We start from the raw sequence: 23,847 nt of genomic DNA, 5'->3' as shown, positions 1-23,847 counted from the left end.
CCCAATAGTCATAGCAATGAAGAAGCCTACAGTCAGCAGTTCAGCGATTATTCCCTTTATCTCATTCAGATCAATTTCCATTTTTTTACACCACCATATATTTCTTTGGATAGGATCGACATCGTATCAGTATTTGTCACAAGAAGTGCACGGTCACCTGAGCACAATACAGTATCCCCCTTGGGATATATTACCGTACTGCCTCGAAGGACAGATGCGAAGACGCATTCCTCAGGAAGCGTCAAATCTGCTATCCTTTTGCCGTCCCAGACCATTTTCTTGTTAAGGGCTACCTCGGCCAGTACCATTGAGCCTCTTTCGAAGGTAGATACTATCTTTATGTCGTCCCTGTTCAGCTCGTTTTCAATCAGTGTTGCAATTACAGCTGTGCTGCATACTGTCGTATCGATGCCAAGAAGCCTGAACATCTCCATGTTCTTCGGATTGTTAACCCTGGCAATGGTCTTGTTGATGTTGAAGGTAAGCTTTGCTATCTGGCATATTACCAGGTTCTCCTCATCGGAGCCTGTGACTGCAGCTACTATCTCGGCGTTGTCTATGCCTGCATCCTTTAAGACTTCCGGATCTGTTCCGTCTCCCTGAATGACATCAGCGCCGATTGCATCAGCTGCCCTCATGCAGGCATCCTTGTCTCGTTCGACAAGAGTGGCGCAGTGGCCTCTCTCGTGCAGAGTCCTGAAGAGGTTGTAGCCGACCTTTCCTCCTCCAATTATTAATGCTCTCATACAAACATCTCCTTGGTCAGAAGGCCCATCAGTTTTTTCTTGTCTTCCGACCTTATGGTAGCGATAAGCCTGTCGCCCTTTGTAACAGTATCATCCTTCTTGGGGAGGCTCATCTCGCAACCCCTTATGAGGCCGCTTAAAAGACATGAGCATTTTGACTCGATTTCACCTACAGTCGCTGTCACCTGTCTGTCTACGAGAAGCTCAACTATCTCATGCTCCGACCAAAGCTCAGCCAGAATGTCAAACCTCTCAACGAGAAGCTTGGACTTAAGAACATCTACACCTGACTGGACAGGATTTATAGTATCTATGCCTATGGTCTCATAAATGAACTTTTTGTTTGGCTCGTTGACCCTTGCGATGACCTTCGGTACCTTGTGGACCCTGTCTGCTATCATCGACACAGTGATGTTTACGTTGTCGTCATGGGTGACAGCGAGAAGTGCGTCAGCCTTGTCGATTCCAGCCTCCATCAGCTTGTCGTTGTCGTATTCCACTCCCTTTATCCGCAATCCGTTGAAGCCTGAGCCAAGCCTTTCAAGGTTATCATCATCCCTGTCAAGTATGCATATGTCGTGGCCATTATCGGAAAGCTCCTTGGCAAGTGTGCTTCCAAGCCTTCCGCAGCCTATTATGATTATGTACATCGTTACCGACCTCTAATCCTATATTCTTTTTCTTTGGTTTCTCGACTTGTACTCTGCATAAGCGAAGGAGGCAGGAAGCTCTTCTATTTTACAGGCATCGCCATAATCAGGAGCTCCAGTATTCCTTGCGCAGCTGTATGAAGTGATTCTTGACAGGTTCCTGCTAGCCGGCTCGTAGGACGGATCGAGGGCATATGCAGCCCTGTAGTGCCTGCAGGCAAGTGCAAGGTCGCGTTTAAGCTCCGCGATTATACCGAGAAGGTTGTGGTATTCCGGTTGATTCTGGTCCTCCTGGGCAGCCTGTCCTAAAAGCACTCTGGCACGGTCGTAGTCTCCAAGCTTGATTGCTGTTGCTGCAGAACCTATTTTACTTGTATAGGTTGTCGAAGGTTCTATTCTTATGTTCATTGATTTTTCCTCCATAGGGATCAGCAATAACCACTCTGCGGGTCCCTTTTTACAGACTAATATTAGCAGTTTTCGTATAAACATGGTGTTAAGACGGAAGGCGCCGTATAAATTTCGTATAAAGATTTCAATGGAGGCTTTCAATGCTGATAAAATACAGGTATGGGCATATAATTGAAGTGGTAGATAATGTGAGCCAAATTATGGGAGGCGCTGTTATGACTGACAGGACAGGCAGAAAGAAAAATGACAGGCAGGTCATGAGGAATGTTCTTGTGACAGCAGGGATAAGCATCGGCACCACCCTTGTCTCATACCTCATCAACCATGTGGGTTTCGAGGAGACGAACATTGTAGTAATTTACATTCTATCGGTCCTCATGGTGTCAAGGTATACCAAGGGATACGCATATGGGATTTTTGCTGCAGTAGCCTCAATGCTTTCCTTCAACTTCTTCTTCACGGATCCTGTCTATACCTTCAAGGTCGACGACAGCTCGTATTTCGTGACCTTCTTCGTGATGCTCATGGCTGCTATAACCACAAGCGCACTCACAAGCAAGCTCATTAACTCGAAGCAGCTGTCAGACTCAAGGGAAAGGCAATCAAGGACCCTGTCTGTGGTGACTGGTGCCTTGGCCGATACAAGCGAGATACAGGAAACTGCGGAAGTTTCAGCGAGGTATCTTGCAGGCTTCCTGGATTCTGAGGTGGAATGCTACATCAAAGCCGGCACCATGGCTTCACTTATAACTGCCTCTCCTGACAGAAACATCAAAAGGGCAGCGGAGCTGGTCGGACCTTCTGTCATAAAGGATAGGATGATGAACAGCTACACCTTTCCGATTGAAGTTAAGGGCAACAACATATGCTATTTCAGGCTACCGGAAGAGGTTGAGGATCTTGATGAGGACAACCGCCAGCTGGTTTCATCCATAATTATGCAGATTACAATATCAATGGAGAGGGTGCTCCTCATAAAGGAAAGGGAGATGGCAAGGTCAGAGGCGGAGATGGAAAGGTTCAAGAGCAACCTTCTGAGGGCCATATCCCATGACCTTAGGACACCCCTGACCAGGATAACCGGAACATCCGAAATGCTGGCAGGAAAGCTGAAGGACAAGGAAGACGCTGAGCTCGCCAGCGAAGTGTATAATGACTCCCTGTGGCTTGCAAGGCTTGTAGAAAACATACTTAGCTTCACGAGGGTTCATGAAGGAAACCTGTCAATAAAGATCCAGAGTGAAGCTGTCGACGAGATATTCTCTGAGGTTGTAGAGCTCTGCACAAGATATTACCCGAATCATAAAATCAGCATCGCTGTTCCTGAAAGAGTCCTGTTCGTGCCAATGAACGGGAAGCTTATCGTACAGGTGCTGATCAACCTGATAGGCAATGCATGCGAGCATACTACGCCTGAGAACGAGATCAGGCTTACAGCCTGGCCAGAGGACGGAAGGGTTTGGTTTCAGGTATCTGACAACGGCTGCGGATTCATAGAGGACGACATCCCGAAGATCTTCGACATGTTCTTCGTATCCACCAACAGACGGACCAGTGAAAAGCAGGGACTTGGACTTGGCCTTGCAATCTGCAAGGCTATAGTCGAATTCCATGGCGGAAGGATATTTGCTGAGAACAATACAAATGGTGGAGCTACTGTTAAATTCTATCTGAAAGGAGATGGTGAATAGATGATAAATCCACTGCTTCTGATCGTAGAGGATGACAAGCAAATCAGGAACTTCATCAATTTTTCCCTTACATCTCAGGGCTATGAGTGCACTGAGGCTGTGAACGGGAAAGATGCGATGGACATCATCGCCACCCATAACCTGTCTGCGATAATACTCGACCTTGGTCTGCCTGACATGAGCGGCATGGAGATCATAAGGAAGGTCAGGAGCTTCTCAGATATTCCGATAATCGTAGTATCAGCCCATGACCAGGACCATGATAAGGTCGAGGCTCTTGACGCGGGAGCAGATGACTATCTGACCAAGCCCTTCTCAATAAAGGAGCTGCTTGCAAGGATCAGGGTGATCTTCAGGCATTTTGACGTCACAAAAAAGGATATCCCTGCCGTATACAAGGTAGGGGACCTTGAAATAGACATGGAAAAGCACAAGGTGACCCTGGAGGGTAAGGAGATACACTTCACTCCCATGGAGTATGCGGTGCTTACACTTCTTGTCAGGAACGCAGGAAAGGTCCTGACCCATAAGTATATACTCAGGGAGGTTTGGGGTTCTGACCTTGAAAGCGACATGCAAAGCGTCAGGGTCTTCATGGCTAACATAAGGCGCAAGCTTGAGCAGAATCCGACCAAGCCAAGGTACATACTTACAGAAGTGGGAATAGGATATCGGTTTGCTGATGAGTAGAAAGGAATAAGCGATAATTGAGAAGGGAGGAGCCTGCGCTCCTCCCTTTAATGCTATTGTATTTGGTTGCATAGCTCTTGTGTTAGGTTACTTTCTGCGCCGATTCTCTCGTGAAAAACTCAGGAAGCTTTCGATCGGAACAGTTAGCTTCAAGCCAGACTGCAAAATTTGCTACTGTATCATCCGTGAAGGACTTCGCGTCTGTCGGGCACTTTTTAATGCAGCTGCAGCACTTGATGCAGAGTGTGGGGTCAGAAGTCCTGAAATCTTTAAAATCTATGGCTCCCGTAGGGCAGGCTCGAGCACAGATACCGCACTCTATGCAGGCATCACTAGTAACAGGTGAAGCTGGTTTAGCTGGTTTCCTCTCCTTGTAGGGGAGCTTTCCGGGAACATTGAGTTCAATGTTCGAAAAGATATCTGAATTAAGTAGCCTCATGACTTCATAGCCGAATTGCCTTGCAGATTCGAGGTCCTCGGTGTCAGGCCTGTCAAATGCCACCTTCCTTGTATAGGAGTGCTCTCCTATGAATGCAGCTGCAGCTATGCAGGCAGCACCTTTAGCTTCAAGGATATCCTTCAGCTCAAGTAGGGAATCGTCATAATGCCTGTTGCCGTAGACAACTACGGGAATGGCAAGAGCACCTTCTGCTTGGATGGATCCGAGACATTCAAGAAGGAGTGAGGGAACCCTTCCTCCATAAACTGGAACTCCCGCAATGATAATATCTTCAGGTCCAAAGGCAAGTGTCTGGCTCCTTGCTGAAGGCATTGTAAGGTCCGCCGAATCATATTCAAGTCCGGTGCCCTCGGCGATTGCTGTTACTATCTTTCTTGTTGTTCCTGTGGGGCTGAAATATATCAGTGTCAGCTTCCTTGCCATGCTATGCCTCCTGGTCCGCTTCGCTACTTAGATTTTCTATCATAACTTAAAGTATACATCATGACATTGGCAATATTCCAGGAATTATCTTATTTTATGGCTTCTCATACCCATCCGGGTATCTGATCCTGGTGAAGATATCAGTCTCAAAGTGAGGCATATCCTGATTGGTTTCCCAATAATAGCCAGATGTGAGGCCGATGCCTTTTGCGATCTCAGCGCACTTCCTGAAGAATTCAGGATCATCGTACTCATGACCTGTCAGGTTTTTCGCAATATCAAACGCATTCCTCTTTGTATGCCTTGAATTCTTTGTCCAGGTCACGATACTCCCAGGAGCGGTCCTTCCTTTGGCGTATAGGTAATCCTGCCTTTCCTGTGTCCTGTATGTCTCAGTCACCATGACGTCAAGTCCCTGGTCTTCAGCGATTTCCAAAAATAGGACAGCAGCTTCCTTAGTATTTTCATCAAGCTCGTCAAGGCTGTCTATCCTCGCATAAGGATTGCCATATGTCCTTGTATCGGGGAGACTGGTGAATGCCCTGAATGTGACATAGCCTATAAATACGATCAGAACAATCATTATTACAAAGAACCTTGCCTTATATCTTGTTCTTCTTCTCTTTCGTACAGGTCCTGCACTCCTTGAGGATGTCATCTTATCACCTGCCTATTCAAGTAGTATCCTGATAAATGCTGAACCTGGCTTTAGACATTTCTTAATTTGGTCGTATTTTTCTGTAATATCTAACATTCCCTGAACAGTAATAAGGATATCAGGGAACATCAGGAATTATAATAAACAGTCAGATATCTTGAAAAATAAAAAGACTAATGAAAATCAGTTTTTGTATGATACAACTGATGATCGCTCTTATAGAATAGATGCGTGCGATCCTGCCTGATAAAGGGATTACCGCATACAGACAAGACAGGTAGCCATAAAATCATCAAAGATTCACATATTGCACTATAGAAACAGGTAAATTTTGCCTGTTTTTTGCATTCAAACGATTACATTTTTCGAGTGTTTGTGAAGAAAGGGAAGAATAGTGTTATAATGATTGAAGATTAGAATCAGTCAGGTGACAGTGGAAATCACCTGACATAAGAAAAAACGCGAGGTGTTTTAAGTGGTACAGGATATCAGAGTAGAACTGACAAAGAACAAGAGAGTAAAGCCTGACATGAAGACGGTAAAGTTCGGGAAGTCTTTCTCAGACCATATGTTCCTCATGAACTATGAGGAAGGCAAGGGCTGGTTTGATCCAAGGATTGTTCCGTACGGACCTGTAGAGATGGATATGGCGACCATGGTATTCCATTACGGCCAGGAGATATTCGAGGGCATGAAGGCATACAGGACCTCTGAAGGTAAGGTACAGCTGTTCAGGCCTACAGAGAACATAAGGAGAATGGCAATATCAGGAGAGAGACTAGTCATGCCTGCGGTTGACGAGGACATGTTCCTCGCAGCACTCAAGAAGCTGCTTGAAATTGACGCTGAGTGGGTCCCTTCTGAGGAAGCGACATCCCTCTATATCAGACCGTTCATGATAGCAACAGATGTGGGTCTTGGCGTTCATGCATCAAAGACCTACATATTCTGCATAATAACCTGTCCTGTCGGCAGCTACTATCCTGAAGGACTCAATCCTATAAAGATCATGATCGAGAGCCAGGATGTCAGGGCAGTAAGGGGCGGAACAGGAATCGCCAAGTGCGGAGGAAACTACGCCGCATCACTAAGGGCGAGCCAATTGGCCGAATACAAGGGCTACTCCCAGGTACTTTGGCTTGATGGAGTCGAGAGAAAGTACATCGAGGAAGTCGGAAGCATGAACATCATGTTCAAGATAAACGGAGAGGTGCTTACACCGAGCCTTACCGGAGCTGTGCTTGCGGGAATAACAAGGAAGTCATGCATAGAGCTCATGAAGACCTGGGGTATAAATGTCTCAGAGAGGTTGATATCTGTTGATGAAGTGGTGGCTGCAGCTGAAAATGGCACGCTTGAAGAGGTCTGGGGAACCGGAACCGCAGCGGTAGTTTCACCGGTCGGCTGGCTGACCTACAAGGACAAGACCTTCGAGATAGGCGGCGGCCAGATAGGCAAGCTTACACAGAAGCTGTACGACGGACTTACCGGAATACAGTGGGGAAAGGTTCCAGACACTTTAGGCTGGACTGTTCCAGTAGAATAGCAGAATAATTCACCCCCTCGATCCTGGAATATGGAGCGAGGGGGTGTTTCAATTTGCAGGAAGTATATTCTTGAGGTTCACGTTATCAGGGCACGTCTGATCGTTTCAAAAGTAGTATCTCATCTTCATTCATTATCATCAGTTCATATCCGTCAGAAATGAACATGGGAAGTAGTGTCTCATGGTCACCTTTGTAGTCAGGCCTCAGGTCCATGACGATGTAGTCTGCCCGGAAATACGTGCCATCTACAAGGTTATAGTCAATGTCATAAAGTGTATCACGGCCTGAAAGGTATCCGGTCAGGAAACATGTCGCGAGCACAGAACTTTCATCAGGAATCTGGTCCATTACATTCTTCATTGAGTCAAGTGAAGCTTTACTTGCTTCAAGCTTTCTAGGGTAATGCTCATACTGAGCAAGATGAGCTGCTGATATGAGAATGCCTGAGGTCATGGCAATTGCAAGCAGGCTGCTTATAGCCATATTGCGGCAGGTTGGTTTCCTGATGGTCTTTTCTACTCCTGACATCTGTTCGGTATCAGTATGGTCCTTCACGAACAGAAGTGCCATATAGAACAGGAGTATGTAGGAGCCGTAATTGTACTGGAACCTCATGTCATACTGGTACTGGTAATCCACCATGAGGTTCATGAGAAGAAATGGGATAAGGAGTATCCACCTTGTCAGCTTTCTTGAAAGAAGGGGCATGAATGCAAGGGGAGACATCATCTGGATGATGTAAGCCAATTTTTCTTCTGCAAAGACCTTTGACAGTATGAAGCCGGGGTTCCTGATCACTGAATAGGGAACGGAAAGCAGCGACCACTCCGGCACTCCGATGAGGCCTTCGAATCGTCCGGTCATTGCTCCTTCCCCGGAATTGTTCAGATACCTGATAGCACCAATAAAATATGCACCAGAAGCAAAAAGCATTGCCAGTCCCTGCTTCACCATCTTCCTGTCGAAGATGATGAAGGCTGCAAGCGCCCATATGTAGAGTGCGGCATCCTCCTTGACTGAGAGGGTGAGTAGGGTGAATACAGTCATTCCAAGGCTGTTCTTCTTCTCTATTGACAATATGAGCCAGAGAAGGAAGGGCACAAGAAAACAGTTCTCATGAAGATCATAGAAGCCTGAAGTCATAAGGGCTGCGGAGAACAGATAGATCAGGGAGAGGGCTGTCTGTAAATTTGATTTCAACCTGAAGTGTCTGGCGATAAGAACCATGGGTATCATTCCTGAACCGACAATGATCGCCTGCAGGACGTTCAGTGTGGCTGGAGTCCTGAATAACAGGTAAAATGGAAGCATCAGGTAATAGACCGGTGACAGATGAATACTGAAGTGAGACAGCGGCATATTCCGCTCCAGGGTGGTTATCGGCTGGAGCTTCTCAGCCATGCTGTGGAACATCTGGGCAAAGAGGTTGAAGTCATATGTCGGTGTGGACAGGGTCTCGTATCTCGCATAAAGTATGCGGCCGCTTAGGAATATCTGGAGGAGCATAGCAATAATGACAACTGCAACAACTGTGCGGTCATTATTCAAAAAGGATGATTTCATATTAAACACGATCATGAGCGCCAGTATAATGGCGATGTACACTAAGAGCAAAGGGACTAATGTGCCAGCTTCAGATCCTGAGAATAGCCTGTTTTTCGTGTCCTCCCAGGGGATGACATAAAGATTGAAGGAGACCATTGCAATACCTGAAATGCTCAGCAACTTGTCTGGCAGCCAGCTTGTCCTTATGGCGGAAAAGAATATGTCCCTTGCCAATATCAGGGAAGTCAGGTTAACGATCAATAATGTAGCTGCGGGTATGGTGAATTTCAGGCGAAGCATCACAGAAGAAGAGAATAGGAGCCAAGACATGAAAAGAAGGCGGCCTGCCAGGTCTTTACCATCAGCTATCTTCGATGCTTTATTTATTATCAGCAGAAATAATCCTGTGAAGGTGAGCCAGGATAGAGTTAAAGGCAACAGCCCATCAAGTCCGGCATGCTTTACGGAAAAATATGTCGGGGTATTCCTGTATATCCAGTTCATCAAGGTGCTTGCGAGCAGCCATGATGCGATGATTGTCAAAAGCTTCTGATTTGCGGTGGACAGTGATTTCTTCCGGGATTCAAATGTATCCATATAAAATCCTTTCAACTGGGGAAGTCCGTTTTTTATGCTGACATTGCGTCATATGCATATTGCTATTATACATTACATACTTTGATATTCGTTGTAATCGTTCAGGTTTTTATTGAAATAATTCTACTTTCAATCTTAGCAGGAGCTTGGAAGCTAATGGTGACTTATCATCACTTAGCTGCATGAATATGCATTTTCATCGGTCAAAATGGTGATTTTGTGGTAAAATGGTTTCTATAGCTTTTTTGATGGGAGAGATATTTTTGGACAAGACCTTGAAATATTCGTTTCTACAGTCAGTGCCGGTGCTGCTTGGATATGTATTCCTGGGCATGGCATTTGGGATACTCCTGCAGCAGGCAGGTTATGGCGTTATCTGGGCGTTCTTTATAAGCCTCACCGTATATGCAGGCTCCATGCAGTTCGTGCTGGTCTCATTCCTGAGGGAAGGGACTCCTCTTGGGGTAGTTGCCGCAATGACGCTCCTTATCAACAGCAGGCACCTGTTCTACGGGATATCCTTCGTGGACAAGTTCAAGAGGATGGGCAGAAAGTATTTCTACATGATATTCTCGCTTACTGATGAGACCTATTCGCTGCTCTGCGCCCTTGATGTCCCTGAAGGAGTGGATGAGAAGAAGGCATCCTTCCTTATATCAGCAATGAACCAGTCATACTGGATAACTGGCAGCGTAATCGGAGCAATAGCAGGTCAGCTGATACCTTTCGACTTCACAGGAATCGACTTTTCCATGACTGCACTTTTCACTGTCATATTCATCGAGCAGTGGATGGGCTACAAGTCTCATTTCCCTGCTATAGCCGGAATATTGTCCTCAGTCTTTTTCCTGGTGGTCCTTGGCCCTGACAGGTTCATCCTGCCAAGCCTCATTGCCACGGTGTTCATACTGATGGCGGGTAAGAAGAAAGTGATGCATGCAATGGAGGGTGGAAAAAGATGACTACAGGGTTCAATCAATCAGTTGCGATAATTGCAGTTGTTGGAGCAGTTACCATTGCAGTAAGAGCGCTTCCCTTCATCCTTTTCGGAAGACATAAGGAAATGCCGAAATCCATAGACTACCTTGGAAAGATACTTCCTCCTGCAATAATAGCCACTCTGGTCATATATTGCCTGAAGGGGATAAAGTTCGGAACATTTGGAACATTTGTACCTGAGCTTGTATCTGCAGCGCTGGTTGCAATCCTACATGTGTGGAAGAGGAATGTCCTCATAAGCATGGCTGGAGGAACTGTGCTGTATATGTTTCTGGTTCAGGTGGTATTTGCCTGAAAAACCTGACTGCAATAAAGTACAGAGTATCTGTCAGAAGAATATTTGAGCTAAAGCCATGGCCTGAGGAAGAACTCAAGCCATGGCTTTATACATTTTTGCAGAACAAACATATTGCCAAGAATGAGTTTTTGGTATGTGAAAATCTTAATTATTGATGTGGAGTGAGGAAATAACTCATTATTGATAAATGTTTATCAGGTAGATTGAATACCTTTACATGCAGCGGTATACTTTATGTGGATTCATCAAACCAGTTCGGCGAATCGGTTTGAAATGAGAAATATGAAGAGAGGCGAAATCATGTCAAAGTATCCTGCATTGTTTTCTCCTGTAAAGATCGGCTCCATGGAGGTGAAAAACCGCATAGCCATGATGCCCATGGGAGTATTTTCCCCAAGGCTCATGGGACCAAACGGAGCCTATACCAAGGATGGTGCTGATTACTACATCGAACGCGCAAAGGGCGGTACCGGACTCATCATAACGGGACTTCTGCCTGTAGCATGGCTGCCAAAGGGCCATGGTCCCGGTGACGTGGGTGAAGGCTTCTACAAGTACATCGAGCAGCAGAAGTACCTTGCAGATGGCATCCACAAGTATGGCTCAAAGGTAATAGTACAGATCACAGCACTTTCAGGCAGGTCCAGCATGCACCATACGGATCCTGCGCCGAGCGAGCTTCCCAATGTATGGGATCCTACCCATAATAACAGGGAGATGACTATAGCTGAGATCAAGGACTATATCGAGATGTTCGCGAATGCAGCACTTGCCAACAAGATGGCAGGAATAGATGGAGTAGAGGTCCATGCTGTCCACGAAGGATATCTCCTGGACCAGTTCACAATGGAGAATACCAACCACAGGACAGATGAGTACGGCGGAAGCCTGGAGAACAGGCTGAGGTTCCCGACTGAGATAGTGAAGGCAATTAAGGCTAAATGCGGAAACGACTTCCCGGTTACCGTAAGGTACAGCGTAAAGAGCTACATGAAGGGCTTCAACAGGGGAGCTCTGCCAGGAGAGACATTCACTGAGTTCGGAAGGGATTATGAGGAGAGCATAGTGGTCGCTAACATGCTTGCTGATGCCGGGTATGATGCGCTGAACTGCGACAACGGCTCCTACGACAGCTGGTACTGGCCTCATCCGCCTGTATATATGCCCAAGGCCTGCAACCTTGAGGATGTCAAGTTCCTGAGGAAGCACGTTTCCATACCGGTGATCTGCGCTGGAAAGTTTGACGATCCCTCTCTTGCTGACAAGGAGATAGCAGAGGGCGGAATAGACATGATGGGAATGGGAAGACCTCTTCTTGCTGACCCGTACATGGCGAACAAATTCCTTGCAGGAGAAGAAGCTGACATCAGGCCATGCATAGGCTGTCACAACGGCTGCCTGTCAAGGATATTCCAGATGAAGGACATTTCCTGCGCCGTGAACCCAGCCTGCGGCAGGGAGCTCACCTATGACATCGGCAAGGCTGACAAGGCAAAGAAGGTACTGGTTGTAGGCGGTGGTATCGGCGGCATGGAGGCAGCAAGGGTATGTGCGCTTAGAGGACACCAGGTTGACCTGTATGAGAAGACAGGAAGGCTCGGAGGACAGTTCATTCCTGCATCAGCCTTTGACTATAAGGAAGACGACAGGAGGCTCCTCACATGGTATGAGAAGCAGGTTAAAGATACTGGTGTCAACGTCCACCTTAATTCATATGCTGACAAGGATCTAATTAAAGCTTCAGGATATGATGAAATATTCGTAGCCACGGGAGCCTTTGAGAAGAAGCTTGCAACTGAAGGATTCGACCAGAAGAACGTGACCTATACTATAGATACGCTGATGAACGGAAACATTGAGGGAGAGAATATCCTTATAGTAGGCGGAGGACTGACCGGTATAGAGATAGCCTGCGACCTGGGAAAGAAGGGCAAAAAGGTTACTGTGGTTGAGGCTCAGGATACGATACTCAATTCCTTCGGGCTTTCTGCTGCAAACTACAACATGCTGATGGAAATGATTGACTTGTATAAAGTCAATGTCATGAAGTCAACTGTCGTGACGAAGTATGAGAATGGAATTGCAGATGTGGTCACAACTGTCAAAAACTACCCGAACATAAACAACAGGGCGAAGCTGATGTTTGCGGCAGGACCGGGAGGGATGCCTGTGCCGTCACAGGTAAAGGCTGACCATGTCATAGTCTCAGTCGGGTACGTTAGCGACAACAGCCTTTATGAGGAGATCAAGGCCGATAATGTCCATATCATAGGGGATGCGGTTAAGCCTGAAAATGTAATGAAGGCAGTCTGGGATGCATACGACGCTGCGAGAATGATCTGATACTAAATGAATGAAGCCAGGGGAGTCTCTTTTGACTCTTCCTGGCTTCAGTTTTATCATTCTTCAAGCTCCACAGTGAATGTGACAAATCCATCCCTGCTGTCCGCTTTGATGGTGCCGTTATGTGTCTCGATTATCTTACGGGCAATTGCAAGTCCAAGTCCGCTGCCCTCTGATGAGTGGGAGGTGTCTCCCTTGTAGAAGCGCTCGAATATTCTCTTAAGCTCTTCATTGTTAAAGGAAGGTCCTTTGTTCAGGGTCTTGAATATTACCCTGCCATTTTCCCTTTTCAGAGTTACGGACATTTTGCCGCCCTTGTCGGTGAATTTGACTGCGTTCTGTATGAGATTCAGCCATACCTCGTAAAGAAGGTGTCGGTCACCGGTTATGTTCATGTCATCTAGGTCCACATCCAGGTCAAGTTCCTTCCTGGACCATTCCGGTTCCAAGAGGAGTATAACTTTCCTGATCTCCTCGTCAAGGGAGAACAACGTCCTTTGGGAAGGTATGGCCTTTGAATCAAGGCTGGAAAGCTTGAGCAGATTCGATGATAGCTGAGACAGCCTGTCGCTTTCACTTATTATGATGTCCGCATATTCGTCATGCTTATCCTTGCTCAGGTCCCTGTTCTTGATCAGCTTCGCATAGCCTCTTATTGATGTTATGGGTGTCCTGAATTCGTGGGATACGTTCGATACGAAATCAGTCCTGAGGTGTTCAATGTTCCTGAGCTCTGTAACCATAAGGTTAAAGTCTTCAGTAAGCCTTCCTATTTCGTCCTGGCTTTCCACCTTCATCTGAATGTCGAAGTTACCTGAAGCGACCTCTTTGGATGCCCCTGATAATTTCTGTATCGGCTTCACGATGCTCTTGACGGCAAGGAGTATTATGCCTGAGCCTATCACTACGCTTATGAGGAAGACTATGTTCATCTTGGAATGCAGCTCCCTGAATTCCTGGAACTGACCCGGCAGAACCTTCGTCATGTCATAGAAGGTCGTTCTTCTCATGAACATGGCTACGACAGCGAAGGTGATGGAATTAAGGAACCACCAGACGAACAGGAATAGAAGGGTAAACTTGGTGTAGATAGATTTGAACCTGAATAATTTTCTCATACGTTCTTTACCAGCTTGTATCCGAGGCCTCTTACTGTCACGATGCTGAATTCAGGGGTTTCCTCGAATTTTTCCCTTAATCTCTTGATATGCACATCAACCGTGCGTTCCTCTGTATCGTTGTCCAGACCCCAGATCTTTTCCATAAGGTCCTGCCTTGTGAATATCTTGCCAGGGTAGCTCATAAGTTTGAAGAGAAGCATGAATTCCTTAAGGGGTAGGGTTACAGTCTTTTCCCTGCCATATACTGAAAGCGTCTCGCTGTCTGCTGTCAGGCCTCCGATGGTTATCTTCTTCTCAGTTGATATCCGTGCACGCCTTAAAAGGGCTGATACCCTTAGGAGCATCTCATCAAGGTCTATGGGCTTCACCATGTAGTCGTCTGTTCCTGAGGCGAAACCCTGCTTCATGTCGTCAAATTCATCCTTTGCCGTTATCATGAGGACCGGCAGAGTGTAGCCGCTGTCCCTAAGGCTTTTGACCAGTTCGTAACCATCCATGCCCGGCATCATTATGTCAGCGACAAGAAGGTCAATGGACTCGGTGTCCATTGTCTTGAGGGCCTCCAGCCCGTCGGCTGCGGATAGTACCTCGTAGCCGTCAGACTCAAGGTATGTAACGATCAGCTTCCTTATATTTTCATTGTCCTCTGCAACAAGTATGTTGACCATTATTTTCACCCGACCTTTATCATCACAGGCTCCTCAGCGCGTCGATAGGATTCAGCCTGCTTGCCTTTCTTGCGGGCATGAAGCCGAACAGTATTCCAACAGCAGCGGAGAATCCGAGAGCTATATATACAGTGGTTGGAGCAATTGTGAAGCCTGTTCCTATGAAGCCGGCAGCAAGATATGCTATAAGGGCTCCAACAACAAGACCGGCAGCTCCTCCGATAAGTGACAGGAATATGGATTCAATTATGAATTGAGCCTGTATGGTAAGAGGGGTGGCTCCAAGTGCCTTCCTCAGTCCTATCTCGGACCTTCTTTCAGTTACGGAAACCAGCATCATGTTCATGATTCCTATGCCGCCTACTACAAGGGATATGGCTGCTATTCCTGCCAGAAGCAGTGTCATCATGCTGGTTATGCTCTCGAACGAGCTTATCATGTCGCCCATATTGAAGACGCTGAATGCATTTTCCTTGTAGTTGAAGGATGCATCAAGTACACCTTCGATTTCCACGACAGTCTCATCAGCTTTCAAAGTATCGATAAGAAAAGCGTCAAGGCTTGTTATGTTCCTTATACCCATGGACCTCATTGCCGTTGTGTACGGAATGATGACCGAGGAGTTGACGGAGCTTGCCCCGAATGCACTTGCTGGTGCCAGGGTCCCGATTATGGAGTAGGTCCTGCCTCCGATGAGGAGCTCCTGTCCTATGGGGCTTGTCCCATAGAAAAGCTCATTTGTTATGTCAGAGCCGATGACAGCCACCTGGTTACCGGACTCCAGGTCCAGTATGTTTATCGCCCTGCCTGATTTTAGCAGGCCATCGTCATTCTTGAAATAGACCTCGTTGTTTCCCTGAACGATTACATCATCCAATATGGTGCTGTCGTGTGCAACGCTCATTTTCCTTGAAACAGTGGGGGACACTCCTGAAATGTTTGAAAGTGCCGCTATCCTGCCTACATCCTCATCGTTAAGGCCTTTCTTTACAGCAGTACCCATGGCGTTTACAGTCACCTTGTTCACACCCAGGCTCGTCACCTGGTCCGTAATGCTGCTTGTGGCACCCTGGACTATGGTTATTAGGGCGATTATCGCAGCCACTCCTATGACTATGCCAAGCATGGTCAGGAAAGAGCGGAGCTTGTTAGCTATTATGTTCTCAAAGGACATTCTCATGCTCTCGAATATCATTATACCATGCTCCCTTCGGACAGATAACCGTCCAGGATATTGACCACTCTCTTCGCATGTCTTGCTATATGCACATCGTGTGTGATCATGACTATAGTGCTGCCTTCCGAATTCAGTTCCTCGAAGAGCTCCATTACCTGTGTTCCGGTTTTCTGGTCAAGGGCTCCTGTGGGCTCATCTGCCAGAAGTATGGAGGGCTCGGTCACAAGTGCCCTTGCAATTGCCACCCTTTGCTGCTGACCGCCTGAAAGCTGGTTTGGAAGGCTTGTGAGCTTGTCTCCAAGTCCGACCTTGATGAGGACAGCCTTCGCCCTCCTTTTCCTTTCGGAAAGGGAAACCCTTGAGTAGATGAGCGGAAGCTCAACATTCTGAAGGGCAGTCATCCTCGGAAGAAGTTGGAAGCTCTGGAATATGAAGCCGATCTCCCTGTTTCTCACCTTTGAGAGCTCAGTCTCGTCAAGCTCTCCGGTGTCATTGCCAGCGAGAGTGTATTTTCCTGATGACGGTACATCAAGGCATCCGATTATGTTCATGAGCGTGGATTTGCCTGAGCCTGAGGGACCGAGGATGGAAAGGAACTCTCCTCTCTCAACCTTTAGGTCAACTCCGTGAAGAACCTCGATATCCTCGTCTCCCATGCTGTAGCTTTTGGATATGTTCTCCATGTTTAAAATCTCATTCATCAGTTTTCACCGTCCTGAAGCCCTCGTCCTATTCCACTGCCTATACCGAAGCCTCCGGCTTTTGCTGTTTCTCCAAGCAGTATCTTTTCACCGTCAGAAACTCCGCTTACTATTTCGACAAGGATTCCGTCGTTGATACCGGTTGTTATCTGGCTCTCAACTGCGATGCCTTCAGCTCCTTGCTTAAGTACGAAAGCGGTATTGTCGTCATTGAACTGTATGGCTGTCATTGGGAGGGTGACGACATTATTAACTTCATCCTTCAGAAGGGTGACTTCTGCAGACATGCCTACCTTAAGGGCTTCATCATAGTCAAGCTTAACAACAGCAAGAAAATAGGTCACTCCATTTATTATGGACCCTTCCTTGGAGATGCTTTCAATGACTCCTTTAAACTCCTTGTCTATGGCGCTTACCGAAACCTTTACCTCCTTGCCCGCAGTTACGGAAGAAAGCTCATATTCATCAACCTTCACGCTTACCTCAAGGTCAGTGTAGTCAACGATTGTCATTAGCTTTGTTCCTGGAGATACGGTCTGGTTTTCTTCTACGTATATTTCAGCAATCTCCCCATCCATGCCTGCTTCAGGGTTGTCTCCGGAGCTTGGGTTTATAAGGTCCTTGCCTTCTGCTACAAGCTCGCCCTCAGCTACAAAGATATCGTCAATGGTTGAAGACCTTTCAGACAGTATGGTTTCCCTGCTGTTGGCCTCAATATTGCCTGCGAATGAATACCAGGTGGTTATGTCCTTTGACTCTGCAACGACCGACTCATATGTCAGAGGCTTCTGTGCAAGCAGCCTGCTTCCGACAAATATCACTATCGCCGCTCCTGCTGCGACAAGCAGCCAGTTCCTCAATCTCTTCTTTTTCTTCTTATCCAAAATCTGATTCCTCCTAAATTCTATTAACATGGCAAAGTATAGGATGTCAGTGTGAACTGTGGATGAACTTTTGGCATGGGTGCCGAACATAAGGCCATGATGCTATAATGTAGGGTATAAGGAAGTTGAATTTTTACTCTTATAGGAGGAGATCGTGAATGGAGAGGGATAAGCTTGGAAGGACAGGCCTTATGGTCAGCCCGGTTGTATTTGGCGGGATAATCGTAGACGGTGAGACGCAGGAGAAAGCCAATGAATATGTTAGCTTTGGAATAGACAGAGAGGTCAACTATTTCGATGTCGCTCCCTCCTATGGTATAGCTCAGGAGAGACTTGGACCTGCCTTAAGACCATACAGGAAGGATGTGTTCCTTGCCTGCAAGACAATGAAAAGGGATTATGAAGGCGCTCAGGAGGAGCTCCTGTTATCACTCAAGGCACTCAAGACTGACTGGTTTGATGTCTATCAGCTCCATGCCCTGTCAAAGATGGAGGATCTGGAGGAGGCATTCGGACCTGGTGGAGTCATGGAAGCTCTTCTGATTGCAAAGCGTGACGGTCTGATAAGGAACATCGGCTTCTCAGCACACAGCGAGGAGATTGCCCTGAAGGCAATCGAAATGTATGACTTTGACACTGTAATGTTCCCAATGAACTGGGCAATGGGGATCAATACAGGCTGGGGAGATAGGATTTCAGAGGCTGTGAAGGAGACCTACAAGGGTTTCTTAGGAATCAAGAGCCTGGCGAAGAGAAGGTATCTCGAGGATGAGACCAAGGATTTCCCGAAGTCCTGGGTTAAGACCATATGGGATGAGGAGAGGCTTGGCAGGCTTGCAATGAAATATGCCATTGAAAAAGGTGTGCATACTCTTATACCTCCGGGAGACATTGACCATTTCAGGTTCATGCTGGAGAGGATAGATGACCTTAGGAAATACCCGATGTCGGATGATGACAAGGAATTCCTCAAGATTCATGCGAGGAAGCTCGAATACTACCCAATATGGCCCAAAAAGCGGGAGGGAGAATGATGTTTGACGATCCCAGGGGACCAATCGAGCACTATTCTTGGGGCAGGTTCTTGGTTCAGGGAGAGGAGCACTCCGGAAGTGGAAACGATAGAAAAGGCAAGGGCAAGGACATCATGATAATATCTGGTGATGTACGGAGATGGAAGGAGAGGCATGGACATATTTTGACCGAGTCCATGGTTGAAAGGGTACTTGATTGCGGCTGTGATGTACTTGTCATCGGAAACGGGGCAGATGGGGCGCTTGAAGTGCCTGATACAGTCATCGACTACCTGAATGATAACGGCGTCGCCAGGGTAATGGTACTTAAGACACCTGATGCCTGCAGGGCCTACAATGAGCTCTTCAGGAATGGACTTGATGTTGCGCTTCTTGCGCACGGGACCTGCTAGTTCGATTCGTGTTTGTTTTTTAGACTCTATACCCTATAATCATATTTGGCAGTTAAATTGAGTAAATGCTGCAATTCTACACAATGGGAGGCGCAAATGGCAGGAAAGCTGAAACTCTTCGGATTCAATAATCTTACAAAGACCTTAAGCTTCAACATATACGACGTGTGCTACACGTCAAGTGAGAAGGAGCAGATTGATTATCTGAGCTACGTTGACGAGTGGTTCAATTCTGAAAGACTGACGAGGATACTTGAGAACGTGACAGGGATAATAGGTGCCCATGTCCTTAATATTTCAAAGCAGGACTATGATCCTCAGGGAGCAAGCGTAACCGTGCTCATCTCAGAGGAGCCTGTGGAGGAGAGTCTCGTGGATGAGACCTGCAACAGAGGTCTTGGTGTCTACGGAAAAAGGACATCAGTTGCCGGCCACCTTGACAAGAGCCACCTTACGGTGCATACGTACCCTGAGTATCATCCGGACCATAACATTTCAACCTTCAGGGTGGATATCGACGTATCGACCTGCGGAACCATATCACCGCTTAAGGCTCTGGACTACCTCATCGGAAGCTTTGATTCTGACATAATAACTATAGACTACAGGGTAAGGGGATTTACCAGGGCTGAGGACGGAAGGAAGATATTCATAGACCACAGCATAGAATCGATAAGGGACTTCATAGATAAGGATACTTTAAACTCCTATGAGACACTTGACGTAAATATAAAGGGTGAGAACATCTTCCACACCAAGATGATGGTGAAGAAGCCTGACCTTAACGACTATCTTTTCAGCAGGAAGGAATCTGACTTCACCGAAGAGGAGAAGCAGAATATTGTTAAAAGTCTGAGGAAAGAGATGATTGAAATATACATGGGACAGAACCTTGAGATAAGGGATTAGAAAAAATAGCGGAGGTAACAATGGAACTTTGGTTTTCAGAATTTCACAGCGAGGATGTCAAATTCTCAGTAAGGATAGACAGGCAGCTATATTCAGGGAAGAGTGATTTCCAGAAGATAGAGGTCTTTGAGAGCCCGGGCCTTGGCAGGTTCTTCACTTTAGACGGGTTCATAATGATAACTGAAAAGGATGAGTTCATATACCATGACATGATCGTCCATGTGCCCATGGCTACAAATCCGAAGGTCGAGAACGTCCTCGTCATCGGTGCCGGAGACGGTGGGACAGTGAGGGAGCTCACAAGGTACAAGGGAATAAAGAGGATAGACATGGTGGAAATCGACAAGCTTGTTGTCGACGTATGCAGGGAATATTTTCCGAACTCAACTTCAGGCCTTGATGACAAGAGGGTTAACCTGTACTTTGAGGACGGACTTGCCTTCGTAAGGGACAAGGTCAATGAGTACGACCTCATCATAGTTGACAGCACAGACCCGATAGGACCAGGCGAAGGCCTGTTCACCAGGGAGTTCTACGGCAACTGCCACAAGGCACTAAAGGAAGACGGGATACTTGTAAATCAGCATGAAAGCCCGTTCTATCCGGAGTATGCGAAGCAGATGCAGAGGGCGCATGCAAGGATCACTGAGTTCTTTCCAATAGCCTCGGTCTACCAGGCCCATATTCCGACCTATGCTTCAGGACACTGGCTGTTCGGCTTCGCATCAAAGAAGCTGGACCCTGTAAGGGATCTTGATGCAGACAGCTGGAACAGGCTGGGTCTTAAGACAGGATACTACAACACAGAAATACACAGAGGAGCCTTCGCTCTTCCGAACTATGTGAAGGAGCTGCTCGAAGGCGGGAGGAACATATGAAAGAGCTGGTAGTAGGTTTCTACGGCTTCGGGAAAAGCGCCCAGAGGTATCATCTGCCATATCTTGCCATAAGGGAAGGCATAAGGGTCAAGACCATAGTCCTGCCTAGCATCAAAAAGCGTGCTGAAGAGATAAAGGCTTATCCTGATATCATATTCACGGAGGATGAGCTGGTGATGCTCGAGGATCCTGAGATTGACATGGTAGTGGTTGCGACTCCATCCGATACTCACTTCTGCATGGCTACAAGGGCGCTCCATTCCGGGAAGCACGTGCTTGTGGACAAGCCGTTCTGCTCCAGCTTCGATGAAGCCTGGACGCTGCTGGAGCTTGCAAAGGAAAAGGGTCTAGTTGCCATGCCATTCCAGAACAGGAGATTCGACAGCGACATACTTACAGCAAAGAGCGTCATTGAATCTGGAAAGCTTGGAGAGATAGTGGAGATTGAGTCTCATTTTGACTATTACAGGCCGCATGAGGACTACAGGCCTGGCACCTGGTATATAGATGGAGCTCTGTTCGGACTTGGCATACATACAGTGGACCAGATGACCATGCTTTTCGGGATTCCTGACTCTGTGATCTATGAGAGAAGGAGCCTGAGGGAGGAGAGGAATCCAGAGGATTCCTTCGAAATTACACTTTACTACGGGAAGATAAAGGCTGTCGTCAAGACCAGCCACCTTGTCGGCATTCCCTATCCAAGGCTGACTTTACATGGAACAAAGGGAAGCTTCGTGAAGCAGGAAATAGACAGGCAGGAAAGGTTCCTGAAGGAATACATCATGCCCGGATCTGAAGGCTTCGGGGAAGACAGTCTTGAGGACTTCGGAATCCTAAGGACTTACGAGGGCGAAAATGCTGCTGAAGAGAGGGTCCCCACTGTAGAAGGCGACTATGGAAGGGTATACGACCACATGCGTGAGACCATACTTCATGGCGCAAAGCCTTATCTCACAAGGCAGGAGATCCTTACGGATATCCTGATCCTTGAGAAGGCCTTCAGCGAAGAAGCTCCATTCGTTATAAAGGCATTCAGGAGACTTCCGGAGATGGCCGGAATCATTTAGTCAATAAGACCAGTAAGTGTTATGCATATAAAATATATTTTCAATAAGGACCCGGGGGACCGGGTCCTTCTGCATCCTGCGGCGCTGTGGGCTTTTGAAGGATGATGTATATGATGTGAGGGTGGATATGAATTGGGTTTTTGCAGGATGAAGGATATGGGTCTATAATATAAATGTTGTGTTTATACATATGAGAAAATTGTGAGAAGGTGATTCATTTGGAGAGAGAAGAAAAGAACAGTCCAGGCGGAATACTTGGTATGTGGAAGAACATCAGGCTGAGGCTGCTGGCGCAGGGTATAGCAGTCGGAGTCTCATCGGGCCTGGTTGTCGTACTTTACAGGATAGCACTTGAAAGGGCTGAGGATTTCAGGAAGCTTGTCCTTGGAGCAGCATCGGGAAATCTTACCGTATCGGCACTTTGGTTTTTAGCTCTGGTTGCTGCAGGGCTTTTTACAGGGCATCTAATAAGGCGGGAGCCTCTTATAAGCGGAAGCGGCATACCTCAGGTTGAGGCAGTGCTTGCAAGAAAGATCGACATGGACTGGGTTTCGGTCGTGACAAGAAAGTTCATCGGAGGAGCAGTAGCAATAGGCGCCGGACTGTCCCTTGGAAGGGAAGGTCCTTCGATCCAGCTTGGAGCTGCAGCAGGACAGGGGCTTGGAAGGATTTTCAAGAGGACGAGGACCGAGGAGAAGTACCTAATAACAAGCGGTGCAAGTGCAGGTCTTGCGGCAGCGTTCAACGCTCCGCTGGCCGGAGTCATGTTTTCGCTTGAGGAGGTACACAGGCATTTCTCACCGCTTGTACTTCTTTCCGCCATGTCGGCAGCACTGACAGCAGACCTTGTTTCGGCAAGGTTCTTCGGACTGTCTCCTGTTTTCCATGTTGGCGAGGTAACCGCCCTGCCGCTGGAATATTACGGGTACATAATAATACTTGGAATAATAGTTGCGGTATTCGGTGTAATTTTCAACAGGTCTATCCTGATGTCACAGGATGCTTACGGAAAAATGAGCTTCATACCAAAAAACTTCAGGATACTTATACCATTCATTCTCGCTGGAATACTGGCGTTTCTTTATCCTGCCGCACTGGGCGGAGGTCATGGGATCTTTGACTCACTCATGGAAGGCAGCATGACGGTGAATGCCATACTCCTGGCACTTGCCATAAAGTATCTTTTCACCATGGTATGCTACGGCTCAGGGGCACCTGGAGGTATATTCTTTCCTCTTCTTGTCCTTGGAGCACTTACAGGCGGAGCATATGGAAATCTTCTTTCTGATTTACTGGGTGTCGAACCTGTTTTCATTAAGAACTTCGTGATACTTGCCATGGCCGGTTATTTCACTGCAATCGTGAGGGCACCTATTACCGGAAGCATCCTTATAACTGAGATGACGGGGTCGTTCACGCATCTGCTTTCACTCAGCGTAATTTCGCTTACAGCATATGTCGTTGCTGACCTCATGAGATCCGAGCCAATATACGAGTCGCTCCTTGAAAGGCTTCTGAAGAAGGGCGGGCAGACCTTCACCGGAAACAAGAAGAACAAGGTGATGATTGAGATCCCGGTGTTCATGGATTCAAGGCTTGATGGAATGCATATAAGGGATATGGGGCTTGAGCCCAATTGCCTTATCGTAAATGTTGGAAGGGGAGGACATGACATCATTCCGAGAGGGGATACGTTGCTGCATTCCGGTGACTGCATCACATTGCTTGTTGAGGAAACCTCTGCATCAGAGGTGAAGGAAAAATTGAAGATCCTTGGGGGAAGCAGCGGTGAGCAAATATTCCATGAATGATTTGAAATCAGCAGCAGGGCAGCAGTAAGCACTGGACTATCCAGGCTTATTGCTGCCTTTCTTTTCTCAAAACCCAGCATAGGAAAATTCACGAGTGGAAAATTCATGGGATTCTGTCCTAACTTATTGCTATCCATGACAAAA

General features: G+C 47.0%; 23 protein-coding genes. 12 read left to right on the top strand and 11 right to left on the bottom strand.

Translation table 11 applies throughout. The features are described from left to right. Positions 1-65: 65 nt before the first annotated feature. Genes J2Z34_RS02320 through J2Z34_RS02310 form a run of 3 tightly spaced genes read right to left on the bottom strand, consistent with a single transcriptional unit; the run spans position 66 to position 1,804 of the window. On the bottom strand, positions 66-746 hold the full coding sequence (locus J2Z34_RS02320; RefSeq protein WP_209458236.1) for a potassium channel family protein: 681 nt from the start codon (positions 744-746) through the stop codon (positions 66-68). Beyond that, positions 743-1,396 carry a potassium channel family protein gene (locus J2Z34_RS02315; protein ID WP_209458235.1) on the bottom strand — a complete coding sequence of 218 codons (654 nt, stop codon included), beginning with the start codon at positions 1,394-1,396 and terminating at the stop codon, positions 743-745. Before J2Z34_RS02315 ends, J2Z34_RS02320 begins: the two co-directional genes overlap by 4 nt. Positions 1,397-1,414: 18 nt before the next feature. After that, the gene (locus J2Z34_RS02310; RefSeq protein ID WP_209458234.1) at positions 1,415-1,804 is read right to left on the bottom strand and encodes a tetratricopeptide repeat protein; all 390 of its coding nucleotides are present in this window, start codon (positions 1,802-1,804) and stop codon (positions 1,415-1,417) included. 218 nt (positions 1,805-2,022) lie between these two features. On the opposite strand from J2Z34_RS02310, the gene J2Z34_RS02305 reads away from it, so the two are divergent. Then, positions 2,023-3,498, top strand: coding sequence for an ATP-binding protein (locus J2Z34_RS02305; RefSeq protein ID WP_209458233.1), 1,476 nt, complete (start codon positions 2,023-2,025; stop codon positions 3,496-3,498). Beyond that, a complete protein-coding gene (locus J2Z34_RS02300; protein WP_209458232.1) occupies positions 3,499-4,188 on the top strand; it encodes a response regulator in 690 nt (229 codons plus the stop codon). A gap of 82 nt (positions 4,189-4,270) precedes the next feature. Here the strand turns inward: J2Z34_RS02300 and J2Z34_RS02295 are convergent, their stop codons facing one another. Together J2Z34_RS02295 and J2Z34_RS02290 are read right to left on the bottom strand one after the other, a co-directional pair. Then, positions 4,271-5,071: an EFR1 family ferrodoxin gene (locus tag J2Z34_RS02295; protein ID WP_209458231.1), complete on the bottom strand. Its 801-nt coding sequence runs from the start codon at positions 5,069-5,071 to the stop codon at positions 4,271-4,273. 94 nt (positions 5,072-5,165) lie between these two features. Then, a complete protein-coding gene (locus tag J2Z34_RS02290) occupies positions 5,166-5,729 on the bottom strand; it encodes a M15 family metallopeptidase (RefSeq protein ID WP_209458230.1) in 564 nt (187 codons plus the stop codon). 475 nt (positions 5,730-6,204) lie between these two features. Between J2Z34_RS02290 and J2Z34_RS02285 the strand changes: the two genes are divergently transcribed. Then, the gene (locus J2Z34_RS02285; RefSeq protein WP_425348032.1) at positions 6,205-7,275 is read left to right on the top strand and encodes a branched-chain amino acid aminotransferase; all 1,071 of its coding nucleotides are present in this window, start codon (positions 6,205-6,207) and stop codon (positions 7,273-7,275) included. An 85-nt stretch (positions 7,276-7,360) separates the two neighbouring features. Here the strand turns inward: J2Z34_RS02285 and J2Z34_RS02280 are convergent, their stop codons facing one another. Next, positions 7,361-9,418, bottom strand: coding sequence for a DUF2079 domain-containing protein (locus J2Z34_RS02280; protein WP_209458229.1), 2,058 nt, complete (start codon positions 9,416-9,418; stop codon positions 7,361-7,363). Between the two features lie 263 nt (positions 9,419-9,681). Here J2Z34_RS02280 and J2Z34_RS02275 point away from each other — a divergent pair, with 263 nt between their 5' ends. The 3 genes from J2Z34_RS02275 (at position 9,682) to J2Z34_RS02265 (ending at position 13,058) form a co-directional block, all read left to right on the top strand. Then, a complete protein-coding gene (locus J2Z34_RS02275) occupies positions 9,682-10,380 on the top strand; it encodes an AzlC family ABC transporter permease (RefSeq protein WP_245250471.1) in 699 nt (232 codons plus the stop codon). Beyond that, on the top strand, positions 10,377-10,712 hold the full coding sequence (locus tag J2Z34_RS02270; protein WP_209458227.1) for a branched-chain amino acid transporter permease: 336 nt from the start codon (positions 10,377-10,379) through the stop codon (positions 10,710-10,712). The genes J2Z34_RS02275 and J2Z34_RS02270 overlap by 4 nt, the downstream gene beginning before the upstream one ends. A gap of 276 nt (positions 10,713-10,988) precedes the next feature. Next, positions 10,989-13,058, top strand: coding sequence for an oxidoreductase (locus J2Z34_RS02265; RefSeq protein ID WP_245250470.1), 2,070 nt, complete (start codon positions 10,989-10,991; stop codon positions 13,056-13,058). Between the two features lie 56 nt (positions 13,059-13,114). Here the strand turns inward: J2Z34_RS02265 and J2Z34_RS02260 are convergent, their stop codons facing one another. The 5 genes from J2Z34_RS02260 to J2Z34_RS02240 are packed head-to-tail and all read right to left on the bottom strand — an operon-like array spanning position 13,115 to position 17,609. Continuing rightward, on the bottom strand, positions 13,115-14,176 hold the full coding sequence (locus J2Z34_RS02260) for a HAMP domain-containing sensor histidine kinase (protein WP_209458226.1): 1,062 nt from the start codon (positions 14,174-14,176) through the stop codon (positions 13,115-13,117). Continuing rightward, a complete protein-coding gene (locus tag J2Z34_RS02255) occupies positions 14,173-14,847 on the bottom strand; it encodes a response regulator transcription factor (protein WP_209458225.1) in 675 nt (224 codons plus the stop codon). The genes J2Z34_RS02260 and J2Z34_RS02255 overlap by 4 nt, the downstream gene beginning before the upstream one ends. 22 nt (positions 14,848-14,869) lie before the next feature. Further along, positions 14,870-16,042: an ABC transporter permease gene (locus J2Z34_RS02250; RefSeq protein ID WP_209458224.1), complete on the bottom strand. Its 1,173-nt coding sequence runs from the start codon at positions 16,040-16,042 to the stop codon at positions 14,870-14,872. Next, on the bottom strand, positions 16,042-16,725 hold the full coding sequence (locus J2Z34_RS02245) for an ABC transporter ATP-binding protein (RefSeq protein WP_245250469.1): 684 nt from the start codon (positions 16,723-16,725) through the stop codon (positions 16,042-16,044). Before J2Z34_RS02245 ends, J2Z34_RS02250 begins: the two co-directional genes overlap by 1 nt. Continuing rightward, on the bottom strand, positions 16,725-17,609 hold the full coding sequence (locus tag J2Z34_RS02240; protein WP_209458223.1) for an efflux RND transporter periplasmic adaptor subunit: 885 nt from the start codon (positions 17,607-17,609) through the stop codon (positions 16,725-16,727). Before J2Z34_RS02240 ends, J2Z34_RS02245 begins: the two co-directional genes overlap by 1 nt. Positions 17,610-17,767: 158 nt before the next feature. Between J2Z34_RS02240 and J2Z34_RS02235 the strand changes: the two genes are divergently transcribed. From J2Z34_RS02235 to J2Z34_RS02210, 6 genes are all read left to right on the top strand, one after another. Further along, positions 17,768-18,643: an aldo/keto reductase gene (locus J2Z34_RS02235; RefSeq protein WP_209458222.1), complete on the top strand. Its 876-nt coding sequence runs from the start codon at positions 17,768-17,770 to the stop codon at positions 18,641-18,643. Beyond that, complete coding sequence (locus tag J2Z34_RS02230; protein ID WP_209458221.1) at positions 18,643-19,035, top strand: MTH938/NDUFAF3 family protein; 393 nt, start codon at positions 18,643-18,645, stop codon at positions 19,033-19,035. Before J2Z34_RS02235 ends, J2Z34_RS02230 begins: the two co-directional genes overlap by 1 nt. Before the next feature lie 96 nt (positions 19,036-19,131). Further along, positions 19,132-19,944 (top strand): adenosylmethionine decarboxylase, encoded by an 813-nt coding sequence (gene speD, locus J2Z34_RS02225; RefSeq protein WP_209458220.1) that lies wholly within the window; start codon positions 19,132-19,134, stop codon positions 19,942-19,944. Between the two features lie 20 nt (positions 19,945-19,964). Next, positions 19,965-20,822 carry a polyamine aminopropyltransferase gene (speE, locus tag J2Z34_RS02220; protein ID WP_209458219.1) on the top strand — a complete coding sequence of 286 codons (858 nt, stop codon included), beginning with the start codon at positions 19,965-19,967 and terminating at the stop codon, positions 20,820-20,822. Further along, complete coding sequence (locus J2Z34_RS02215) at positions 20,819-21,892, top strand: oxidoreductase (protein WP_209458218.1); 1,074 nt, start codon at positions 20,819-20,821, stop codon at positions 21,890-21,892. Before speE ends, J2Z34_RS02215 begins: the two co-directional genes overlap by 4 nt. A gap of 218 nt (positions 21,893-22,110) precedes the next feature. Beyond that, on the top strand, positions 22,111-23,703 hold the full coding sequence (locus tag J2Z34_RS02210; RefSeq protein ID WP_245250468.1) for a ClC family H(+)/Cl(-) exchange transporter: 1,593 nt from the start codon (positions 22,111-22,113) through the stop codon (positions 23,701-23,703). Positions 23,704-23,847 lie beyond the last annotated feature (144 nt).

It is taken from the genome of Youngiibacter multivorans (genome assembly GCF_017873395.1).
Classification (GTDB): Bacteria; Bacillota; Clostridia; order Clostridiales; family Clostridiaceae; genus Youngiibacter; species Youngiibacter multivorans.
This window is presented reverse-complemented; position numbering and strand designations above follow the sequence as displayed.

Bases quoted from the DNA above. Each gene is read 5' to 3' on its own strand.
- J2Z34_RS02260 (WP_209458226.1), bottom strand. From the start codon at position 14,176: ATGAGAAAATTATTCAGGTTCAAATCTATCTACACCAAGTTTACCCTT.
- J2Z34_RS02235 (WP_209458222.1), top strand. From the start codon at position 17,768: ATGGAGAGGGATAAGCTTGGAAGGACAGGCCTTATGGTCAGCCCGGTT.
- J2Z34_RS02320 (WP_209458236.1), bottom strand. From the start codon at position 746: ATGAGAGCATTAATAATTGGAGGAGGAAAGGTCGGCTACAACCTCTTC.
- J2Z34_RS02270 (WP_209458227.1), top strand. From the start codon at position 10,377: ATGACTACAGGGTTCAATCAATCAGTTGCGATAATTGCAGTTGTTGGA.
- J2Z34_RS02290 (WP_209458230.1), bottom strand. From the start codon at position 5,729: ATGACATCCTCAAGGAGTGCAGGACCTGTACGAAAGAGAAGAAGAACA.
- J2Z34_RS02305 (WP_209458233.1), top strand. From the start codon at position 2,023: ATGACTGACAGGACAGGCAGAAAGAAAAATGACAGGCAGGTCATGAGG.
- speD (WP_209458220.1), top strand. From the start codon at position 19,132: ATGGCAGGAAAGCTGAAACTCTTCGGATTCAATAATCTTACAAAGACC.
- speE (WP_209458219.1), top strand. From the start codon at position 19,965: ATGGAACTTTGGTTTTCAGAATTTCACAGCGAGGATGTCAAATTCTCA.
- J2Z34_RS02255 (WP_209458225.1), bottom strand. From the start codon at position 14,847: ATGGTCAACATACTTGTTGCAGAGGACAATGAAAATATAAGGAAGCTG.
- J2Z34_RS02245 (WP_245250469.1), bottom strand. From the start codon at position 16,725: ATGAATGAGATTTTAAACATGGAGAACATATCCAAAAGCTACAGCATG.
- J2Z34_RS02295 (WP_209458231.1), bottom strand. From the start codon at position 5,071: ATGGCAAGGAAGCTGACACTGATATATTTCAGCCCCACAGGAACAACA.
- J2Z34_RS02280 (WP_209458229.1), bottom strand. From the start codon at position 9,418: ATGGATACATTTGAATCCCGGAAGAAATCACTGTCCACCGCAAATCAG.
- J2Z34_RS02310 (WP_209458234.1), bottom strand. From the start codon at position 1,804: ATGAACATAAGAATAGAACCTTCGACAACCTATACAAGTAAAATAGGT.
- J2Z34_RS02315 (WP_209458235.1), bottom strand. From the start codon at position 1,396: ATGTACATAATCATAATAGGCTGCGGAAGGCTTGGAAGCACACTTGCC.
- J2Z34_RS02265 (WP_245250470.1), top strand. From the start codon at position 10,989: ATGAGAAATATGAAGAGAGGCGAAATCATGTCAAAGTATCCTGCATTG.
- J2Z34_RS02250 (WP_209458224.1), bottom strand. From the start codon at position 16,042: ATGATATTCGAGAGCATGAGAATGTCCTTTGAGAACATAATAGCTAAC.
- J2Z34_RS02300 (WP_209458232.1), top strand. From the start codon at position 3,499: ATGATAAATCCACTGCTTCTGATCGTAGAGGATGACAAGCAAATCAGG.
- J2Z34_RS02230 (WP_209458221.1), top strand. From the start codon at position 18,643: ATGTTTGACGATCCCAGGGGACCAATCGAGCACTATTCTTGGGGCAGG.
- J2Z34_RS02215 (WP_209458218.1), top strand. From the start codon at position 20,819: ATGAAAGAGCTGGTAGTAGGTTTCTACGGCTTCGGGAAAAGCGCCCAG.